Here is a 17,199-nt window from a genome sequence, read left to right on the forward strand (position 1 = left end):
GGTCCCGAAAGCGGCGATCTGCACCCTTGTGCGAACCGCCGCGACGGTCTTGGGTGGGACGGGTGATTGCCGGTCCGGCCCACAAGATCCCGGGCCGGCGGCATGCTGGAATCTCAGGAGGATCCCTACATGTCCGATTCGGTGAGTGACGGTACGGAGTCCCACTCCGTCGTCACCGAGGCCGAGGTCGACGCTCTGGTCCGAGGCATCTGCTTCAAGACCGGGCCGCCCCGATACCTCGGTGTCGAAGTGGAATGGCTCGTCCACGACCTGCGGCAGCCGCGGCTCCCCGTCCCCTCCGCACGACTCGAAGCGGCCTACGCCGCACTGCGGACCCTGCCCCTGCGTTCGGCGCTCACCGTCGAACCCGGCGGACAGCTGGAGCTCAGTTCCGCTCCCGCCGCCTCCCTGATGGAGTGCATCGGGTCCGTCTCGGCCGACCTCGACGCCGTCCGTGCGACGCTGCGGGCGGCGGGTCTCGGCCTGATCGGCTACGGCCAGGACCCGTGGAACCCGCCGCGCCGCTTCCTCCATGAGCCCAGGTACGACGCCATGGAGCACTGTCTCGACCGCGCGGGGCCCGAGGGCCGGGCCATGATGTGCACCTCCGCGTCCGTCCAGGTGTGCCTGGACGCCGGGTACGAGGAGCCGGGCCCGCTCGGCCACGGGCGCCGCTGGTGGCTGGCTCACCAGCTGGGCGCGGTCCTGGTGGCCGCGTTCGCCCACTCCCCGATGGCCCGGGGACGGCGCACCGGCTGGCTCTCCACACGCCAGTCGCTGTGGACCGCCATGGACCCGGGGCGCACCGACGCGCCGCAGCCGGGCGTCGAGCCGCGCGCCGCCTGGGCCCGGCACGTCCTGGACTCCCCGGTGATGTGCGTACGGGCGTCCGACGGCCCCTGGGACGTGCCCGAGAACATGACGTTCCGTGACTGGACGCGGTCGGGCAGCCCCCCGTGCAAGGAGGATCTGGACTATCACCTGACGACCCTGTTCCCGCCGGTCCGACCGCGCGGGCATCTGGAGCTGCGCATGATCGACGCGCAGCCGGGCGACGACGGCTGGATCGTGCCGCTCGCCGTGACGGCGGCGCTCTTCGACGATCCGGACGCGGCCGAGACCGCCTACCGGACGGTGAAGCCGCTCGCGGAGCGGGCCGGCCCCCTGGCCGCCCCGCGCAATCCGCTGTGGCGGGACGCCGCGCGGTTCGGTCTGGCCGATCCGGAGCTGCGGGACGCCGCGACCGTCTGTTTCGCGGCGGCGGCCGAGGCGCTGCCCCGGCTCGGTGCCACGACGGACGTCCTGGACGCCGTGGCGGAGTTCACCGAGCGCTATGTGGCCCGCGGTCGCTGCCCCGCCGACGATCTGCTCAGCAGTCTCCAGGGGCACTCTCCGGCCCGCACCCTCGATCCCCCGCACAGTCGTTCGTACGGTCAGTTCCACGGGAAGGACATCCGCACATGACCGCCCCCGAATCGCTCACGGACCCGGAGTCGCTCAGGGAGCGTGCGCTGGACGCGCTCACCACGGCCCGCGACCGCACCGCGCTCCTCACGTCCTGCGTGGAGGACCCCGAGCTGACCGCACAGCACTCTCCGTTGATGTCGCCCCTGGTGTGGGACCTCGCACACATCGGCAACCAGGAGGAGCTGTGGCTGTTGCGCGCGGTCGCGGGGCGCGACGCGATGCGCCCCGAGATCGACGGGCTGTACGACGCGTTCGAGCATCCGCGCGCCGAGCGCCCCTCGCTGCCGCTGCTGCCGCCCGCGGAGGCCCGGAAGTACGCGGCCGAGGTGCGCGGCCGTGCCCTGGAAGTCCTGGAGGGCACCGCGTTCCACGGCACGGGGCTGACCGAGGCGGGGTTCGCCTTCGGGATGATCGCGCAGCACGAACAGCAGCACGACGAGACCATGCTGATCACCCATCAGCTGCGCCGGGGGCCGGCCGCGCTGACGGCGCCGGACCCCGCTCCCGCCCCTCGGTTCACCGGGCCCTTCGAAGTCCTGGTCCCCGGTGGCCCTTTCACGATGGGCACGTCCACCGAGCCGTGGGCGCTGGACAACGAACGGCCCGCGCACCGGCGTACGGTGCCGTCGTTCTTCATCGACACCACGCCCGTCACCAACGCCGCCTACCTGGCCTTCATCGAGGACGGCGGGTACGGCGACGAGCGCTGGTGGTCCACCGAGGGGTGGGACCACGTCCGGGGCCACGGCATCGAGGCGCCGCTGTTCTGGCGCCGCGAGGGCGGACAGTGGCTGCGGCGCCGGTTCGGCGTCACCGAGGCCGTACCGCCCGACGAGCCGGTACTGCACGTCTCCTGGTACGAGGCCGACGCGTACGCCCGCTGGGCGGGGCGGCGGCTGCCCACCGAGGAGGAGTGGGAGAAGGCGGCCCGGCACGACCCGGCGGCCGACCGCTCGCGGCGCTATCCGTGGGGTGACGCCGACCCGACGCCCGAGCACGCCAACCTCGGCCAGCGGCATCTGCGCCCGGCGCCGGCCGGCAGCTACCCGGCGGGCGAATCCTCGCTGGGTGTAAGGCAGTTGATCGGTGACGTGTGGGAGTGGACGTCGAGCGACCTGGCGCCCTACCCCGGCTTCGCGGCCTTCCCGTACCGGGAGTACTCGGAGGTCTTCTTCGGGCCGGAGTACAAGGTGCTGCGCGGCGGCTCGTTCGCCGTGGACCCGGTGGCCTGCCGGGGCACGTTCCGCAACTGGGACTACCCGATCCGGCGGCAGATCTTCAGCGGGTTCCGCACCGCGCGCGACGCCGGACCCGGGAGCGCCTGATGTGCCGTCATCTGGCCTTCCTGGGGCCCGAGGAGCCTCTCGGCGCACTCCTCGTGGAACCGGAGCACAGCCTGTTCCGGCAGGCGTGGGCACCCCGGCGGCAGCGGCACGGGACGGTCAACGCCGACGGCTTCGGCGTGGGCTGGTACGCCACCGGGGACCCGGTGCCCGCCCGCTACCGGCGCGCCGTGCCCATCTGGGGCGACCAGTCGTTCGCAGACCTGGCCCGTGTCGTACGCACCTCCGCGCTGCTCGCCGCGGTGCGGGACGCGACCGTGGCGGGCGCCGACGGGGAGGCCGCGGCGGCGCCGTTCGCCGCGGGCCCCTGGCTGTTCAGCCACAACGGCGCGGTGGCCGGGTGGCCCGGCACGCTCGCGCCGCTCGCCACGACCCTGCCCGCGCAGGAGGTGCTGTCGCTGGAGGCCCGTTGTGACTCCGCGCTCGTCTGGGCGCTGGTCCTGCACCGGCTGCGCGGCGGCGACGACGAGGGGCAGGCGCTGGCGGACACGGTCGTGGAGGTCGCCGAGGCGGCCCCCGGCTCCCGCCTCAACCTGCTGCTCACCAACGGCGAGACGATCGTGGCGACAGCCTGGGGCGACACCCTCTGGTACCTCTCCGGGCCCGGCCCCCGCACCGTCGTGGCATCCGAGCCGTACGACGACGACCCGCACTGGCGGGAGGTCCCCGACCGCACCCTGCTCACCGCGAGCCGCACCGAGGTGCTGCTCACCCCTCTCAAGGACATGAACGACGACATGGCACCCGCACAGCCGAAGGAGCCCCGTACGTGAGTCCGTTCCTTCTGACCCGCACCCTCCCCGAGGACGCCACGGACGCCGCGCTGCGCGCGGACGTCCTGCACGGCCTCACCGGTACGCCCAAGACACTGCCGCCCAAGTGGTTCTACGACGCGCACGGCAGCGAACTCTTCGAGAAGATCACCGAGCTCCCTGAGTACTACCCCACGCGCGCCGAGCGGGAGATCCTGCTCGCCCGGGCGGGGGAGATCGCCCGGGCGAGCGGCGCGCGCACCCTCGTCGAGCTGGGCTCCGGCTCGTCCGAGAAGACGCGCCACCTCCTCGACTCGCTGCCCGGCCTGCACACCTACGTCCCCGTGGACGTCAGCGAGAGCGCGCTCACCCAGGCCGGTCAGGCGCTGGCCGCCGAACGCCCCGGCCTCGGCGTCCACGCGCTGATCGCCGACTTCACCGGCTCCCTCACGCTGCCCGACACCCCCGGGCCGCGGCTCGTCGCGTTCCTCGGCGGCACGATCGGCAATCTGCTGCCCGCCGAACGCGCCGCATTCCTGGCGTCCGTACGGGCGCTGCTGTCGCCCGGCGACGCGCTGCTGCTCGGCACCGACCTGGTCAAGGACGAGTCGGTCCTGGTCGCCGCGTACGACGACGCGGCCGGGGTGACGGCCGCGTTCAACAAGAACGTGCTGAGCGTCGTCAACCGTGAGCTGGAGGCGGACTTCGACCCCGACGCGTTCGACCATGTCGCCCTGTGGGACGCCGAACAGGAGTGGATCGAGATGCGGCTGCGCTCGCGGGCCGCTCAGACGGTGAAGATCCCCGCTCTCGACCTCGCCGTGCACTTCGCGCGGGGCGAGGAGTTGCGCACCGAGGTCTCGGCGAAGTTCCGCGAGGACGGTGTGCGGGCCGAACTGGGCTCGGCGGGCTTCGCGTTGACCCATTGGTGGACGGACGCGAAGGGCCGCTTCGCGCTGTCGCTGAGCCTCGCGGGCCAGGACCGCTGACAAGACCGCCGACAGGGCCGGGGCGGGCGCCGACAGGGCCGGGGCGGGCGCCGGCAGGGGCGCGCCCCGGCACCGCGACGGTCCGGCACCGGCTTTCGCCGGCTCCACGGCGCCCGCCGTCCCGCGTCACTCGACGTCGTCCGCCAGGGTCTTGGTGATGCGGGCGGAGGCGCGCCGGGCCTCCGTCGCCGGGTCGGCACCGCTCAGTACCTTCGACATGTAGTCCTTGATCGGGTTGTCGGCCTCGACCGCGGCCCACCGCGGCGACGAGGGGGTCGCGCGCCCGTGGGCGGCGCCGGCCGCCATCGCCGCGGCCCCTTCCTCGCCCGCGACGGCGTCGGCGAGGGTCGTCTTGTTGGGCACGTAGTTCATCGTGCGGGCCAGCTCGGTCTGCCACTTGGCGCCCGCGAGCGCGGCGACGACGGCCGTCGCGCCCTCCCGGTCGTCCGTGTTCTTGGGCACCACGAGGTCGGAGCCACCGGTGAAGACCGCGCCGGGAGCGGCGGCGGTCTTGCCGGGCACGGGGAAGAAGCCCAGTTTGCCCTTGAGCGCGGGATTGGTGCGCTCGATGGCCTGGACGAGTCCGGGGACGGCGACGATCTGCGCGACCCGGCCCTTGGCGAACACCCCCGACTGCGGCGGGTGTTCCTCGTCGGCGCCCACGGGCCCGTCGCCGAGCGCCTGGAGCCGCCGGTAGAAGTCCATGCCCCGTACGGCGGCCGGCGTCTGGAGTGTGCCCTCCCAGGTGCCGCTGGTGGTCTCCTTGGCGAGGTCGCCCCCCTCGTCCCAGATGAATCCGGACAGGGTGTACCAGTCCTGCCCGGCCAGGTATATCCCCTGGTTTCCGGCGGAGTTGAGCTGTTCGGTGTCGGCGAGCCACTGTTCGCGGCTCTTCGGCGGCTGCTTGATGCCGGCCCGTTCGAACAGGTCCTTGCGGTAGATGACGACGCGGTTGGCCGCGTACCAGGGGACGCCGAACTGGCGGGTGCCGAAGCGGCCGGGTTCGGCGAGTCCGGGCAGCCAGGCGTTCATGCCCCAGTCGCGCATGGATTCGAGGGTCAGGTCGCTCAGTCCGCCGCCGTCGACGTACTGCGCCACCTGGGTGTTGCCGACCTCGATCACATCGGGCGCGGACTTGTCCCGCTGCTTGAGGGCCGCCTGCACCTTCTCGCCGATGCCGGTCCACTCCTGGATGCGGATGTCGAGGCGCAGGGCGCCGTGGGAGCGCTCGAAGTCCTCGGTGAACCTCTTCAGGAAGTCCCTGGAGGCGCTGTCCTTCATCAGCCACACCGTGACCGTCCGCTGCCCCGACCCGCCCTCGGGCAGGGCTCCGCAGGCGGTGGCCAGGAATGCGGTGGCGGATACGGCGGCGAGGAGGCGGAGTCTCACGAGGGGTCCTGTTCTGCCTTGCGGACAGGGGGAAGGGGGCCCGACGTGGGGGACGAGCATGGCGCTCGCACGGGTGTTCTGGATTTTGGTATGGACCAATCATTCCGTCAAGGGTCGACTACGGAAGGCTGCGCCCGGAGCCGGGTGCGGACAGCCCTCACCAGGTCCCACCGGGCGTGGCTGGAGAGCGACTCTCCCCGCAGCACGCTCCCGACATCTCGCGGACCGTCGCGCCGTGGGGCACCGTGGAATGACGCGGGGCACACCCGCCACGGAGAGGAGCACCCGCATGTCCGACCACACGTACCGGGTCACCGAGATCGTCGGCACCTCCCACGAAGGGGTCGACCAGGCCATCCGCAACGGGATCACCCGTGCCTCGCAGACCCTGCGCAACCTCGACTGGTTCGAGGTCACCCAGGTCAGGGGGCAGATCGAGAACGGGCAGATCGAGCACTACCAGGTCGGCCTGAAGGTCGGCTTCCGCCTGGACGAGGGCGACTGAGAGTCCTCACCCGACCGGCCCCTTCGAGCCGCCCCACCGGCCCCCCTCGGCCGGGTCTCCCGACGGCTCGGTCAGGTCCGCCCTTCCCGCTCCTGCGCGTCCTTCAGCGCCGCCGACGTGGCCGCCCAGCGCGCCCGTACGACCCTGAAGCCCGCCCGCTCGGCTTCCGTGCAGACGAGTTCGTCGTCGTCGACGAGGACGCGGACCTCACGGTCGCGGGCCAGTCGGCGCAGGATCTCCAGCTTGGTGCGGCGGGCGGGCCTGCGGTCGTCGTTGCGCCGCATCCAGGTGCGCCCGGCGGGCAGGCCCTGCGCCGCCAGCCAGTCGACGGTGTCGCGGCGGCACCGCTCGGGGCGGCCGGTGAGGTAGACCACCTCGCACTCGCGTGCGTTCTCCAGCGCCAGCGCGATCCCTTCGGGCAGCGGCGAGTCCTGCGGCGCCGCCGCGAAGAACGCGTCCCAGTCGCGGGGCCTGCGCTCCAGGAACCGCTGCCGGTGCGCGCTGTCCGCGAGTGTGCCGTCCAGGTCGAACACGGCGAGCGGTCTGCTGTTCGTCTCCTTCACGGTCCCAACCCTATGCAGGTCACCCTGCCGCGCCGTGACCGGCCGCGGCCCTTCCTCACCGACCCGTCCGACGCCCGTTCCCGGCACGCGAAGTGAAGGACCGTCAGGAGGCCTCCGCCAGCCAGGGCCTGACCTGCTTGCGCGCCTCGTGCAGCCGGGACTTGAGCGTGCCGAGGGGAATCCCGGCGCGCTCGGCGGCCTCGGCGTAATCCAACTGGCAGATGTCCCGGTAGACCAACGGCGCCACGAGGTGGGGGTGTTCGCGCTCAAGACGCTCCAGCGCCTCCAGCAGGTCGACGCGGGAACCCGCGATGACGCTCGTGGTGCGCGGATCGACCTGCTGGGAGGCGTCGATCGCGACCGGCTGCTCGGCCGCCCGTCGCTTGAGCTCCCGGTACTTCTGCCGGGAGCAGTTCGCCACCACGGTGTAGAGCCAGGTGCCGAAGCGGCTGCGGCCCTCGAAGGTGGTGATCTTCCGCGCCACTTGGAGCAGGACGTCCTGGGCGGCTTCCTCGGCGTCCTCCCGGCAGGGCAGGAAGCGTCCGCAGCGCCGTACCACCTCGGGGCGGATCTGCTGGAGCAGTCCGTCCAGGGCCGCCTCGTCACCGGCCGCCGCCCGCAGGGCCAGCTCCTCGGTCTGCGCCGCGTCCCGCACCGGGTGCTCCCCTCGCTGTCGATCAGAGGCCAGGCATGATAGTCACATGCCCTCCCTGGAACGGATCGGCCGTTACCGTCTGGACCGGCGTCTGGGTGCCGGCGGCTTCGGCGTCGTCTGGCTCGCCCACGACGACGTGCTGGAGGCGCCCGTCGCGGTGAAGGTGCTCTCCGAGAACTGGGTCGACCACCTGGACATCCGGGAGCGCTTCCTCTCCGAGGCACGGCTGCTGCGCCGGGCGGACTCCAGCCGGGTCGTGCAGGTCTACGACATCGGCGAACTCCCGGACGGCAGGCCCTACTTCGTCATGGAGTACGCCGACGGCGGCACCCTGGCCGACCGTGTCGGGACCGGTCCGCTGCCGGTCCCCGAAGCGCTGCGGCTGACCGCGCTGGCCGCCCGGGGAGCCGCCGCACTGCACGAGGCCGGGATCGTCCACCGTGACATCAAGCCGTCCAACGTGCTGCTGCGCAGCACGCCCGGCGGGGGCGAGCGTGTCCTGCTCGCCGACCTCGGCCTGGCCAAGAGCCTGGCCCAGGCGTCCGGCCTCACCATGGCGGCGGGCTCCGCGGGGTACACGCCTCCCGAGCAGGCCGAGCCCGGTTCCGGGATCGACGCGCGGGCCGACGTGTACAGCCTGGGCGCCCTCGGCCACCACCTCGTCACCGGCTCGGTGCCGGGCCCGCCCGGCAGGGTCGTACGGCCCGGCCGTCTTCGCGCGGACCTCCCCGCGGACGTGGGGCGGGCGCTCATGCGAGCCATGGAACCCGACCGTGAGCGGCGCTGGCCGACCGCCGCCGGGTTCGCGGCGGAGCTCGAACGGCTGGCCACGGACGGCCCGGACGGGACCCCGGCGGCACCACGGCGCGGCAGGCGCGGCCTGGTCGCCGCGCTGGGTGTCGCCGTCGTCGCGGGCGCCGTCACCGTCGCAGCCGCGCTCGCGACGCGGGAACCCTCGGCGGGGACCGTCCGGGTCGAGGACGGCACGGGACGGCTCACCGCGCAGGTTCCGGACTCCTGGGGCCGTCAGATAAGGGACTCCGGCTGGAATCCGCGCGCCCTGGGGCTCGGTGACGGGCGGGAGCCCGGACTCGCCGTCGCGGACGACCTCGCCCGGTGGCAGGACCTCCGTTCGGACGTCAACGGCGCCTTCATCGGGCTCAGCGAGCGGGGCGACGTCGCCGCCGGGGTGCGGGGACTGGCGCACACCGGATGCCACTACGAGGGCAGCCGCGCCTACACCGGCGCCCGCTGGCACGGTCTGATCCGGACCTGGGACGACTGTCCTGGCAGCGGCGGCTCCGTCGTCGAGGCGGGGCTGAGCCCGGCGGGCGGTGCCGCACGGCCCCAGGTCTATGTGCAGATCCGTCAGAAGCACGCGGGCAAGGACACGGCCGACCGGGTCATCGGGTCCGTACGGGTCGGCACCTGAACGGTCGCGCCCGGCCCGGCGCATTTTCCCGGCCGATCCCGCGAACTTTTCCGTGGGCGGGTGCATCGGACAGGGTGACGGGGCACAACGCGCCGTGCGTACGCGTGAGGAACGCGTGCGGTGACTCCCAAGGAGTGGTGACATGGCGACCTTCCGGCACGAAGCGGCGGACACGGACCCGGTCGACGCGGTTCCCGCGTACCGCACTTCGGCCCACGCCCGGCGGGCGGCGGTGCTCGTGGGCATCGCGGTGCTCGGCCTGCTCACGGGCTGCGGCACGGACGGCTCACCGAAGAGTGCGCCGCAGACGCTCTCCGGCACCGCCGAGCCCGCCTCTGGCGACAGGACCGCGGACAGCGGATCGAGCGGCACGGCCACCCCGGGCGGGGACGACGCCTCGGCCGGGTCAGCCACCGCGTCCGGCACGACGTCGGGGGCGGCGCCCACGTCCTCGGGCAACTCCTCGGGCGGCGGCCGCTGCCACACCTTTGAACTGCGCGCGTCCGTGGGGAACAACGACCCCGGCGCGGGGCAGGAGAACTTCCCCGTCGTCCTGACCAACAAGTCGGGGCGCACCTGCACCGTGCGCGGCTTCCCGGGGGCCGCGTTCGTCGACGCGTCGGGCAAGCAGCTCGGCCCCGACCCCAAGCGCTCCTCGGAATCGCCGACGACGCTCACACTGAAGCCGGGGCAGAGCGCGTGGGCGGGTCTGACCTTCTCCAATCCCGAGATCAGCGGGGCGAAGACGGCGACGCCCGCCGCGCTCCTCGTCACTCCTCCCGATGAGAGGGACCCGCTCAAGGTGACGTGGACGCGGGGCAAGGTGCCGGTCTCCGGCAACGCCTCGACGGTGTCCCTGACGGTCGTCCGGGCGGGCACCGGCGCCTGAACCCAGCGGCCCCAATTCCCCCTGCCCCGCCACCTGCCCCGCAGGTCGGCGGGGTTTGTCACGGAACGGCTACGTGTCCTCGATCACGCGACCCTTTCCGGATGCCCGCGCATCCCACCGATTGACGCACCCGCACAGAGCGGGGCGTCACAGGTACGGGGGCTCCGGCCGCAGAGCGGGAGCCGTGGCGAGAAACCCGGGGGACCATCATGAGCGGTATCTCACGCAGGCGGCTGCTGACCGCGGCGGCATCGGCGGGCGCCCTGGGCGCGCTCTCCGCCTGCTCGGCGAACGACTGGTCGGTGGGCAGTACCGGCGAGGGCGACGACAAGGAGTCGCGGAGCAGGCCGCCCAAGCCGATCGGTGACGGCTCGACCGCCGACACGGGGGCCCAGCCCAAGCAGCCGAAGGCGCAACGGCTGAAGCCGGGTGAGCGCCCGCCGCAGTTCGTCGTCTTCTCCTGGGACGGCGCGGGCGAGCTCAGCAACAAGCTGTTCTCCCGGTTCCGCAAGGTCGCCGCCGACCACGGGGCGTCCATGACGTTCTTCCTCAGCGGCATCTACACGCTGCCCGAGTCGAAGAAGCACCTGTACCGCCCGCCGCGGCACCCGGTCGGTGCCTCCGCGATCGGTTACCTCTCCGACCGGCACATCCACGCCACGCTCCAGCAGATACGCGCCGCCTGGCTGGAGGGTCACGAGATCGGCACCCACTTCAACGGGCACTTCTGCGGCGCGGACGGGGTGCGCCTGTGGTCGCCCGCCGAGTGGCGCAGCGAGATCGAGCAGGCGATCGGGTTCGTCACGCGCTGGAAGACGAACACCGGCTTCACCGATCTCGAACCACTCCCCTTCGACTACCGCAAGGAGCTGATCGGCGGGCGGGCCCCGTGCCTGGAGGGGCAGGCCAACCTGCTGCCGACCGTCGCCGACCTGGGGTGGAAGTACGACGCCAGCTCACCCGGCGGGCTGCAGATCTGGCCCGGGAAGGTGCGGGGCGGCCGGGTCTGGGACCTCCCGCTGCAGTCCATCCCGTTCCCCGGTCACTCCTTCCAGGTCCTGTCCATGGACTACAACCTGATGGCCAACCAGTCGAACGCGAACCCGCTCGGCGACCGTTCCCGGTTCGACGCGTGGCGTGCGCAGGCCCGTGACAGCTATCTCGCCGGCTTCCGCCGCGCCTACGAGGGCAACCGGGCTCCCCTCTTCATCGGCAACCACTTCGAACGCTGGAACGGCGGAATCTACATGGACGCCGTCGAGCAGGCCATCGCCCGGATCGCCGAACACGACGAGGTCAGGATGGTGTCCTTCCGCCAGCTCGTGGAGTGGCTGGAGGTGCAGGACCCGGCGGTCCTGCGGAAGCTGCGCGCCCTCAGCCCCGGGCAGTCCCCGCTAGGCGGCTGGGCGGAGTTCCTGGGCACGGCGTCCGGTTCGGGCACGCCGTCGTCCTGATGGTCCGGCTCCGCCGTCAGGCCGACTGCTCTGCGGTCTCCCGCACGGCGGCGGGGCAGGCGGGGTGTGCCGGACTCACCGGCGGTCTCCCCGCCCTCCCTCGTGTCCGGAGCCGTATCCGTAGTCCCAGGAGCCGTATCCAGGGTCTTTGCCGGAGCCGTACTGCCCGTCCCCGGGGCAATAGGCGTACGGGGAGGAGCAGTATGCGTACGGCGGGGCGGAGGTCGCCGGAGCCGGCCGCGCGGTCGACGGGGCGAAGGACGACCCGTGGGCGGTGGGCGGTGCGGGTTCCGTCGACTCCGTGGGCGGTGCGGGGGTGGGGTCCGGTCCGCCGTCGGCGGAGCCCCAGTTGACCACCTCCATCTGGAGCGTGGGCGAGGAGGTGTCGAGCTCCCAGCGCTGGACGGCCCCGTCGTCGCGGGCCTCGAGGACCAGGGCCGCGCCGTCGTCGGCGGAGGCGGGCGCGAGGGCCAGGTCCTGGTTCCAGCGCGGCACCAGCGCGCCCTGGAGGGTGAAGTCGTAGCGCCGGTCCTTCGCGCCGGGGCCCGACACCCCCGGGCAGGCGGTCAGCCGGACCGAGTGGCCGAGGTGGGCGTCGAGGCACAGGCCGGGGTCGGCCGCGTCGCTCAGCAGTCCGTCGGGTTCGTACGTCCACCGGCGGGCGGACGTCGAGGTGCACGAGGTGAGCCGGGCCTCCACTCCCCTGGCGGGCTTGTCGCCCACGATGCCGACGCACAGTCCGGTCGCGGCGTTGCGCAGCAGTCCCCGCGCGGTCTCGCCCGGCCGGGCTCCGGTCCCGATCCACGAGGGGTTCGCACCGGGCGACCGGCTCGGACCGGGCGCGTCCGAGCGGCCGGTGCCGTCGGCCGTGCCGTTCTCGCCGCCGGAGCTCGTGCCGGCCGCCCAGGCGACCAGCGGGACCAGGATCAGGGTGCTCACGGTGAGGGCGGCGAGGGCCACGTCGCGGCGGCGCGGTGCCTGTCGCGGAGCCTTGTGCGCGCCGGCTCCCTGTCCCCGGGGGGCCCGGTGCGCGGGCGTACGCGGGTCGCCGGCCCCGCGGCCGCGCGCAGCGGTGCGCGGGCGAAGTCCCGGCGGGAGCGGGACCTCGCGAACGGCGGGCGCGTCCGCGGGCGTCCCGGTCCAGGCAAGCACCCCCGTGTCGGCGGGACTTCCGGTGCGGTCGGGTGCCGTGGCGGCGGCCTCGTCGGCCGTATGGACCCCGTCGGCCGCGGGGATCGCGGAGGCGCGTCCGGGACGGGAGGCGACGTAGTCGCGCGCGGCCCAGCCGAGCACCGCCTCGGCGAGCGGGAGTCCCAACGGGCGGTTGAACCGGTCCAACTGGTCGGCGGTGTGGCGGCAGTGACCGCACCGGGCCATGTGATCGCGCAGATCGGGGTCGAGTCCGGTGCCGCGGCGGCGCAGGGAGACGTCGAGCATCCGGTTGTAGCGCCGGCACTCCTGCTCGGGGGCCAGTTCGCGGTGGATCTCCAGACAACCCGCGCGCAGGCGTTCCCGGGCACGCTCCAGCTCCGGCGGGACGTCCTCGGCGTCGAATCCCAGCAGGGCCGCGGGCACCTCCGGTCGCTCGGCCTCGACCTCGATGTGCCACAGCAGGCACCGGGCGGGCTCGGGCAGCCGCTGGAACGCCCGGGACAGCAGGCGTCTGCCCTCCGGCGGGAGGAGTCGCGCCGCGGCCCGGTCCTCGCGGTCCGAGCCGGCGAGCAGGTTCGGGTGGAGCATTTCGCGCCGCTGGTCGGTGAGCCACTCGGCGGCCATGCGCCGGACGGTGACGAGGAGTTGGGGCCGCCATGCGGCATCGGGCCCCGACTGGCCCAGGGATTCGCCGAACAGACGGGTGAATGCGGCCGTGGTGAGCATTCCGGCGGGCCGTACGCCGCGAGCGCACAGACGGGCGTACGAGTACACCGCTTCCCAGTGGCGGTCCAGCAGTTCGCCGACGGGATAGTGCACGGGTGCGTTCCCTTGGCTCTTCTTCAGAGCGGCCGCGAGCCGTTCATCCGATACCTCGAACGACCGCGCCGGAGCCGGGGAATGAGGCAACCTGGCATCATTCACGTCCGCTTTCCTCCCAAAGGCAACACGGAAATTAGTCCATACCATTGGGTATGTAGATCGCCCGACGCGACGGACGGCCTACCCATGGGGGGCTGTGCCGCGCACGACCACCTCGGACCGCACCTGTGAAGCAATCCGGCCGCACTCGCGAAGCAAGGGGACGAACGACCGCACCGTACGGACACAGAAGGCAGCACAATATTGTCCGCACGCCGACAACGCACACCTTTGCACAGGCTCCCGAGACGGAACAAGCGGTCCGGCGATTTCCCTTTCCCCTGGCATCCCGGGATATTGACAGAATGTCAACTGGTTCCGGGAAAACGGAATTCGGAAACCCCGCCGCCAGCGAACCGCCATGAGCCCGACTCATTGAGGCATCCCATTGGGAGCGCTCCCAATGGGATGCCGGGTCCGCTCAATTCCGGGAACCGGGAATTCCGCCGCTCAGTGGCCGCTGATCGGCCTGGGCGTGTACGCCCGTTCCAGTTCCTCGATCTCCTTGTCCGTGAGCTCCACCTCGACGGCGGCGACCGCGTCCTCGACGTGCAGCGGCTCGGTGGCGCCGACGACGGGCGCGGTCACGACGCTGCGGTGCAGCAGCCAGGCGAGGGCGATCCGCGCACGCGAGGTCTCCCGTCCGGCGGCGATCCGGGCGACGGCGTCGACGATCTCGCGGTCGCCGTCCAGGTAGAGGTTCCGGCCGAACTCGTCGGTCCGGCTGCGCGCCGTGGCGGTGTCCCAGTCCCGGGTGAGCCGTCCACGGGCCAGCGGACTCCAGGGCAGTACGCCGACGCCCTGGTCCTCGCACAGCGGCAGCATCTCGCGCTCCTCCTCGCGATACAGGAGGTTGTAGTGGTTCTGCATGGAGACGAACCGCGTCCATCCGTTCAGCCGCGCCGTGTACTGCGCCTTGGAGAACTGCCAGGCGTACATCGAACTCGCCCCGATGTAGCGGGCCTTGCCCGCCTTGACCACGTCGTGCAGCGCCTCCATCGTCTCCTCGACGGGGGTCGCCGGGTCGAAGCGGTGGATCTGGTAGAGGTCCACGTAGTCGGTGCCGAGGCGGCGCAGGCTGTTGTCGATCTCCGTCATGACCGCCTTGCGGGACAGGCCGCGGGCGTTGGGCCCGTCGTGCATCCCGCCGTTCACCTTGGTGGCGATGACGATCTCGTCACGGCGCGCGAGGTCGCCGAGCACCCGGCCGACGATCTCCTCGCTGGTGCCGTCCGAGTACACGTTCGCCGTGTCGAAGAAGTTGATCCCGGCCTCCAGGGCCTGGCGGATCAGCGGGCGGGAGGCCTGCTCGTCCAGGGTCCACTCGTGGACTCCGCGGTCGGGAAGACCGAAACTCATGCAGCCCAGGCAGATCCGTGACACGTCCAGGCCCGTCGAACCGAGCTTCACGTACTGCATGCTCACTCCTGCTCTCGCGCACCGTGGGATGGCGGCACTGCGGCCACCTGTTCCCCTGCCCGCCACAGGCCCGGCGAAGCCCTACCCGACGGGCGCCTCCACGTCGTCGTACACGTGCACGGCCGAGATCAGGCCACCCTCGCCGCGCGTGCAGACGACGAGACCCGCCTGCGGCGGAAGGTCGGCGTCACCCCAGCGGTCGCAGACGTACTCGACGGCGCTGCGGGTGCCGTCGTCCGTGACGGTGCACAGCTTCAGCGGGATGCCCCCGCCCGCGGCGAAGAAGCCCTTGAACAGGTCGTTGAGCGCGGCGGTGCCGACGTACCGGTGGGTTTCGCCGGACGGTTCGCGGAAGTAGCCGTCGGGCGCGAAGGCCGCCACCACTGCGGCGACGTCCCCCTGCGCGAGGGCCGCCCGGTAGACGTCCACGACGTCGGAGGCGTGCGCGTCCGGGGCGTGCCGCACCAGCGGGGGGCGTACGACGTGACGGCCGAGCAGCGGCCACCGGGAGTGGTAGATCCGCACCGGCATGGTGGAGGCGGGCTCCACCGCGACGGCGACAGGGAGCCCGATGCGTCGGCCGTCCGGCCCGTCGAGGTGCACCACCCATTCGCCCACGGCCCGCCGTCCGGTGACCGTGACGGCGGCCGGCTCCACGACGACGGCGTGCTCCGTCCGCCACTTCTCCTGCTCGGCCAGCCAGGCGGCCAGGACGCCCACGCCGCAGATGCGCCCGGCGCCGGGGTCGTCGAGCGCCACCGGCACGGTGGCCGTGCCCGGGTCGCGCAGGGCACCGGCGAGGTCGGTCGCTCCGAGCCGCTCGACGAGATCCGTGATCTGAGGAATCCAGACCATGAGTACTCCAGTGAGAATGCGAGACGTTCGTCTTCGCATCGTGTGCCTGTACGCGGCCGGGCGCGACCGCAGCGGCCTGGCACCCGGCGCGTGCGGGTGACGTCGCCGGGCATCCGCGGCGCGGGGACGGTGAAGGATCCTTCACTCTCACACTCGGATGCATGTGCCGGTTCAAGCCGGCTCCCCCGCGCACCGGGGGACGGGCGCGGCCGCTGTCCGAGTCGCAGATACGAGCACAGGCGCCGGTACCGGCACGGACGACCGGCGCAGGCACGGCCACGGGCACGGGTACCGGCACCGGCACCGGCACCGGCACCGGCACCGGGAATCCTGAGGGCCCGCACGCGTTGAACCCCCTGTGAGCTCTGTGATCGCGGAAACCCGTTTCTCCGTACTCGACCGCTCGCGCACCCGGGAGGGGCACGAGCCGGCCGAGGCACTGCGTGACACCGTGCGCCTGGCGCAGGACCTGGAAGCCCTCGGCTACCACCGGATCTGGGTCTCGGAGCACCACGGGGTGCCGGGGGTCGCCGGATCCGCGCCCACCGTCCTGGCCGCCGCCGTCGCCGGGGCCACGCGCACGATACGGGTGGGCACCGGCGGAGTGATGCTGCCGAACCACCGGCCGCTCGTCGTGGCCGAGCAGTTCGGCGTGCTCGCGTCCCTGTTCCCCGGGCGGATAGACATGGGGCTCGGCCGCTCCGTCGGCTTCACGGACGGTGTGCGCAAGGCGCTCGGGCGGGACAAGGACGCTGCCACGAGCGACGACTTCGCGGCGCAGCTCGACGAACTCCTCGGCTGGTTCCGCGGCACCTCCCCGACCGGTGTGCACGCGCGCCCGCCGGAGGGGCTGACCGTGCCGCCCTTCGTGCTCGCCATGGGCGAGGGCGCCGGCATCGCGGCGCGAGCGGGCCTGCCCATGGTCATCGGGGACCTCAGGAACCGGGACAAGATGCTGCGCGGCGTCGACCACTACCGCGCGGCGTTCCGGCCGTCCTTCTGGGCACAGGAGCCGTACGTCGTCGTCTCCGGCACGGTGGCGGTCGCGGCGACCCCCGAGAGGGCACATCGCCTGCTGCTTGCGGAGGCCTGGTCGACGGCGTACTCCCGCACGCACGGCACCTTCCCGCCGCTGCCTCCCGCCGAGCGGGTGGAGGCCCTCACGATGAACGGCAGGGAGCGCGCCTTCTACGAGTCCGGACTCATCGGCCACATCGCCGGCACCGAGGACCAGGTCGCCGACGAACTCGCGACGCTGATCAAGGAGACCGGCGCCCAGGAGGTACTGGTCACGACGAGCACGTACGACCGGGACGCCCTGCTCGACTCCTATCGCGGGCTGGCCCGGGTCGCGGGACTGAGCCCGGCCTAGAATCGTGGGGTTTGCCCCGTGCCGCCGTACCGGCCCCAAGGC

Annotated in this window: 15 protein-coding genes; 9 read left to right on the forward strand and 6 right to left on the reverse strand. The window is 72.6% G+C overall.

The window, feature by feature from the left end:
* The first annotated feature begins 129 nt into the window (after window positions 1-129).
* From egtA to egtD, 4 genes are read left to right on the forward strand one after another with little or no spacing between them, the layout of a single operon-like run.
* Window positions 130-1,464 (forward strand): ergothioneine biosynthesis glutamate--cysteine ligase EgtA, encoded by a 1,335-nt coding sequence (gene egtA / locus H305_RS0100850; RefSeq protein WP_028798729.1) that lies wholly within the window; start codon window positions 130-132, stop codon window positions 1,462-1,464.
* On the forward strand, window positions 1,461-2,792 hold the full coding sequence (gene egtB / locus H305_RS0100855; protein WP_028798730.1) for an ergothioneine biosynthesis protein EgtB: 1,332 nt from the start codon (window positions 1,461-1,463) through the stop codon (window positions 2,790-2,792). Before egtA ends, egtB begins: the two co-directional genes overlap by 4 nt.
* Window positions 2,792-3,583: an ergothioneine biosynthesis protein EgtC gene (gene egtC, locus H305_RS0100860; protein ID WP_028798731.1), complete on the forward strand. Its 792-nt coding sequence runs from the start codon at window positions 2,792-2,794 to the stop codon at window positions 3,581-3,583. The genes egtB and egtC overlap by 1 nt, the downstream gene beginning before the upstream one ends.
* Window positions 3,580-4,551 (forward strand): L-histidine N(alpha)-methyltransferase, encoded by a 972-nt coding sequence (gene egtD / locus H305_RS0100865; protein WP_028798732.1) that lies wholly within the window; start codon window positions 3,580-3,582, stop codon window positions 4,549-4,551. The genes egtC and egtD overlap by 4 nt, the downstream gene beginning before the upstream one ends.
* Window positions 4,552-4,677: 126 nt before the next feature.
* Here egtD and H305_RS0100870 read toward each other — a convergent pair whose 3' ends face one another.
* Window positions 4,678-5,940: an extracellular solute-binding protein gene (locus tag H305_RS0100870; protein WP_028798733.1), complete on the reverse strand. Its 1,263-nt coding sequence runs from the start codon at window positions 5,938-5,940 to the stop codon at window positions 4,678-4,680.
* A 289-nt stretch (window positions 5,941-6,229) separates the two neighbouring features.
* On the opposite strand from H305_RS0100870, the gene H305_RS0100875 reads away from it, so the two are divergent.
* Window positions 6,230-6,445, forward strand: a complete 216-nt coding sequence (locus H305_RS0100875) for a dodecin (RefSeq protein WP_028798734.1) — start codon at window positions 6,230-6,232, stop codon at window positions 6,443-6,445.
* Window positions 6,446-6,516: 71 nt separating this feature from the next.
* On the opposite strand, the gene H305_RS0100880 is transcribed toward H305_RS0100875, so the two are convergent.
* Window positions 6,517-7,008: a nucleotidase gene (locus H305_RS0100880; RefSeq protein WP_028798735.1), complete on the reverse strand. Its 492-nt coding sequence runs from the start codon at window positions 7,006-7,008 to the stop codon at window positions 6,517-6,519.
* A gap of 103 nt (window positions 7,009-7,111) precedes the next feature.
* Window positions 7,112-7,663, reverse strand: coding sequence for an RNA polymerase sigma factor (locus H305_RS0100890; RefSeq protein ID WP_028798736.1), 552 nt, complete (start codon window positions 7,661-7,663; stop codon window positions 7,112-7,114).
* A gap of 46 nt (window positions 7,664-7,709) precedes the next feature.
* Between H305_RS0100890 and H305_RS0100895 the strand changes: the two genes are divergently transcribed.
* From H305_RS0100895 to H305_RS0100905, 3 genes are all read left to right on the forward strand, one after another.
* Entirely contained in the window at window positions 7,710-9,095 is a 1,386-nt protein-coding gene (locus tag H305_RS0100895) for a serine/threonine-protein kinase (RefSeq protein ID WP_028798737.1), read from the forward strand.
* Window positions 9,096-9,237: 142 nt separating this feature from the next.
* On the forward strand, window positions 9,238-9,984 hold the full coding sequence (locus tag H305_RS0100900) for a DUF4232 domain-containing protein (protein ID WP_028798738.1): 747 nt from the start codon (window positions 9,238-9,240) through the stop codon (window positions 9,982-9,984).
* 209 nt (window positions 9,985-10,193) lie between these two features.
* Window positions 10,194-11,438, forward strand: a complete 1,245-nt coding sequence (locus H305_RS0100905) for a hypothetical protein (RefSeq protein WP_028798739.1) — start codon at window positions 10,194-10,196, stop codon at window positions 11,436-11,438.
* 75 nt (window positions 11,439-11,513) lie between these two features.
* Here H305_RS0100905 and H305_RS0100910 read toward each other — a convergent pair whose 3' ends face one another.
* The 3 genes from H305_RS0100910 to H305_RS0100920 all read right to left on the reverse strand — a co-directional run bounded on the left by H305_RS0100910 (window position 11,514) and on the right by H305_RS0100920 (window position 15,785).
* Window positions 11,514-13,409, reverse strand: coding sequence for a ricin-type beta-trefoil lectin domain protein (locus tag H305_RS0100910; protein WP_234020585.1), 1,896 nt, complete (start codon window positions 13,407-13,409; stop codon window positions 11,514-11,516).
* Between the two features lie 552 nt (window positions 13,410-13,961).
* Window positions 13,962-14,930, reverse strand: a complete 969-nt coding sequence (locus H305_RS0100915) for an aldo/keto reductase (protein WP_028798741.1) — start codon at window positions 14,928-14,930, stop codon at window positions 13,962-13,964.
* Between the two features lie 81 nt (window positions 14,931-15,011).
* Window positions 15,012-15,785 (reverse strand): nuclear transport factor 2 family protein, encoded by a 774-nt coding sequence (locus H305_RS0100920; RefSeq protein WP_028798742.1) that lies wholly within the window; start codon window positions 15,783-15,785, stop codon window positions 15,012-15,014.
* A gap of 358 nt (window positions 15,786-16,143) precedes the next feature.
* Between H305_RS0100920 and H305_RS0100930 the strand changes: the two genes are divergently transcribed.
* Window positions 16,144-17,157: an LLM class flavin-dependent oxidoreductase gene (locus H305_RS0100930; protein ID WP_028798744.1), complete on the forward strand. Its 1,014-nt coding sequence runs from the start codon at window positions 16,144-16,146 to the stop codon at window positions 17,155-17,157.
* The last annotated feature ends 42 nt before the right edge of the window (window positions 17,158-17,199 follow it).

The sequence above is a fragment of the Streptomyces sp. 142MFCol3.1 genome, assembly GCF_000424945.1.
GTDB classification, from domain to species: domain Bacteria; phylum Actinomycetota; class Actinomycetes; order Streptomycetales; family Streptomycetaceae; genus Streptomyces; species Streptomyces siamensis.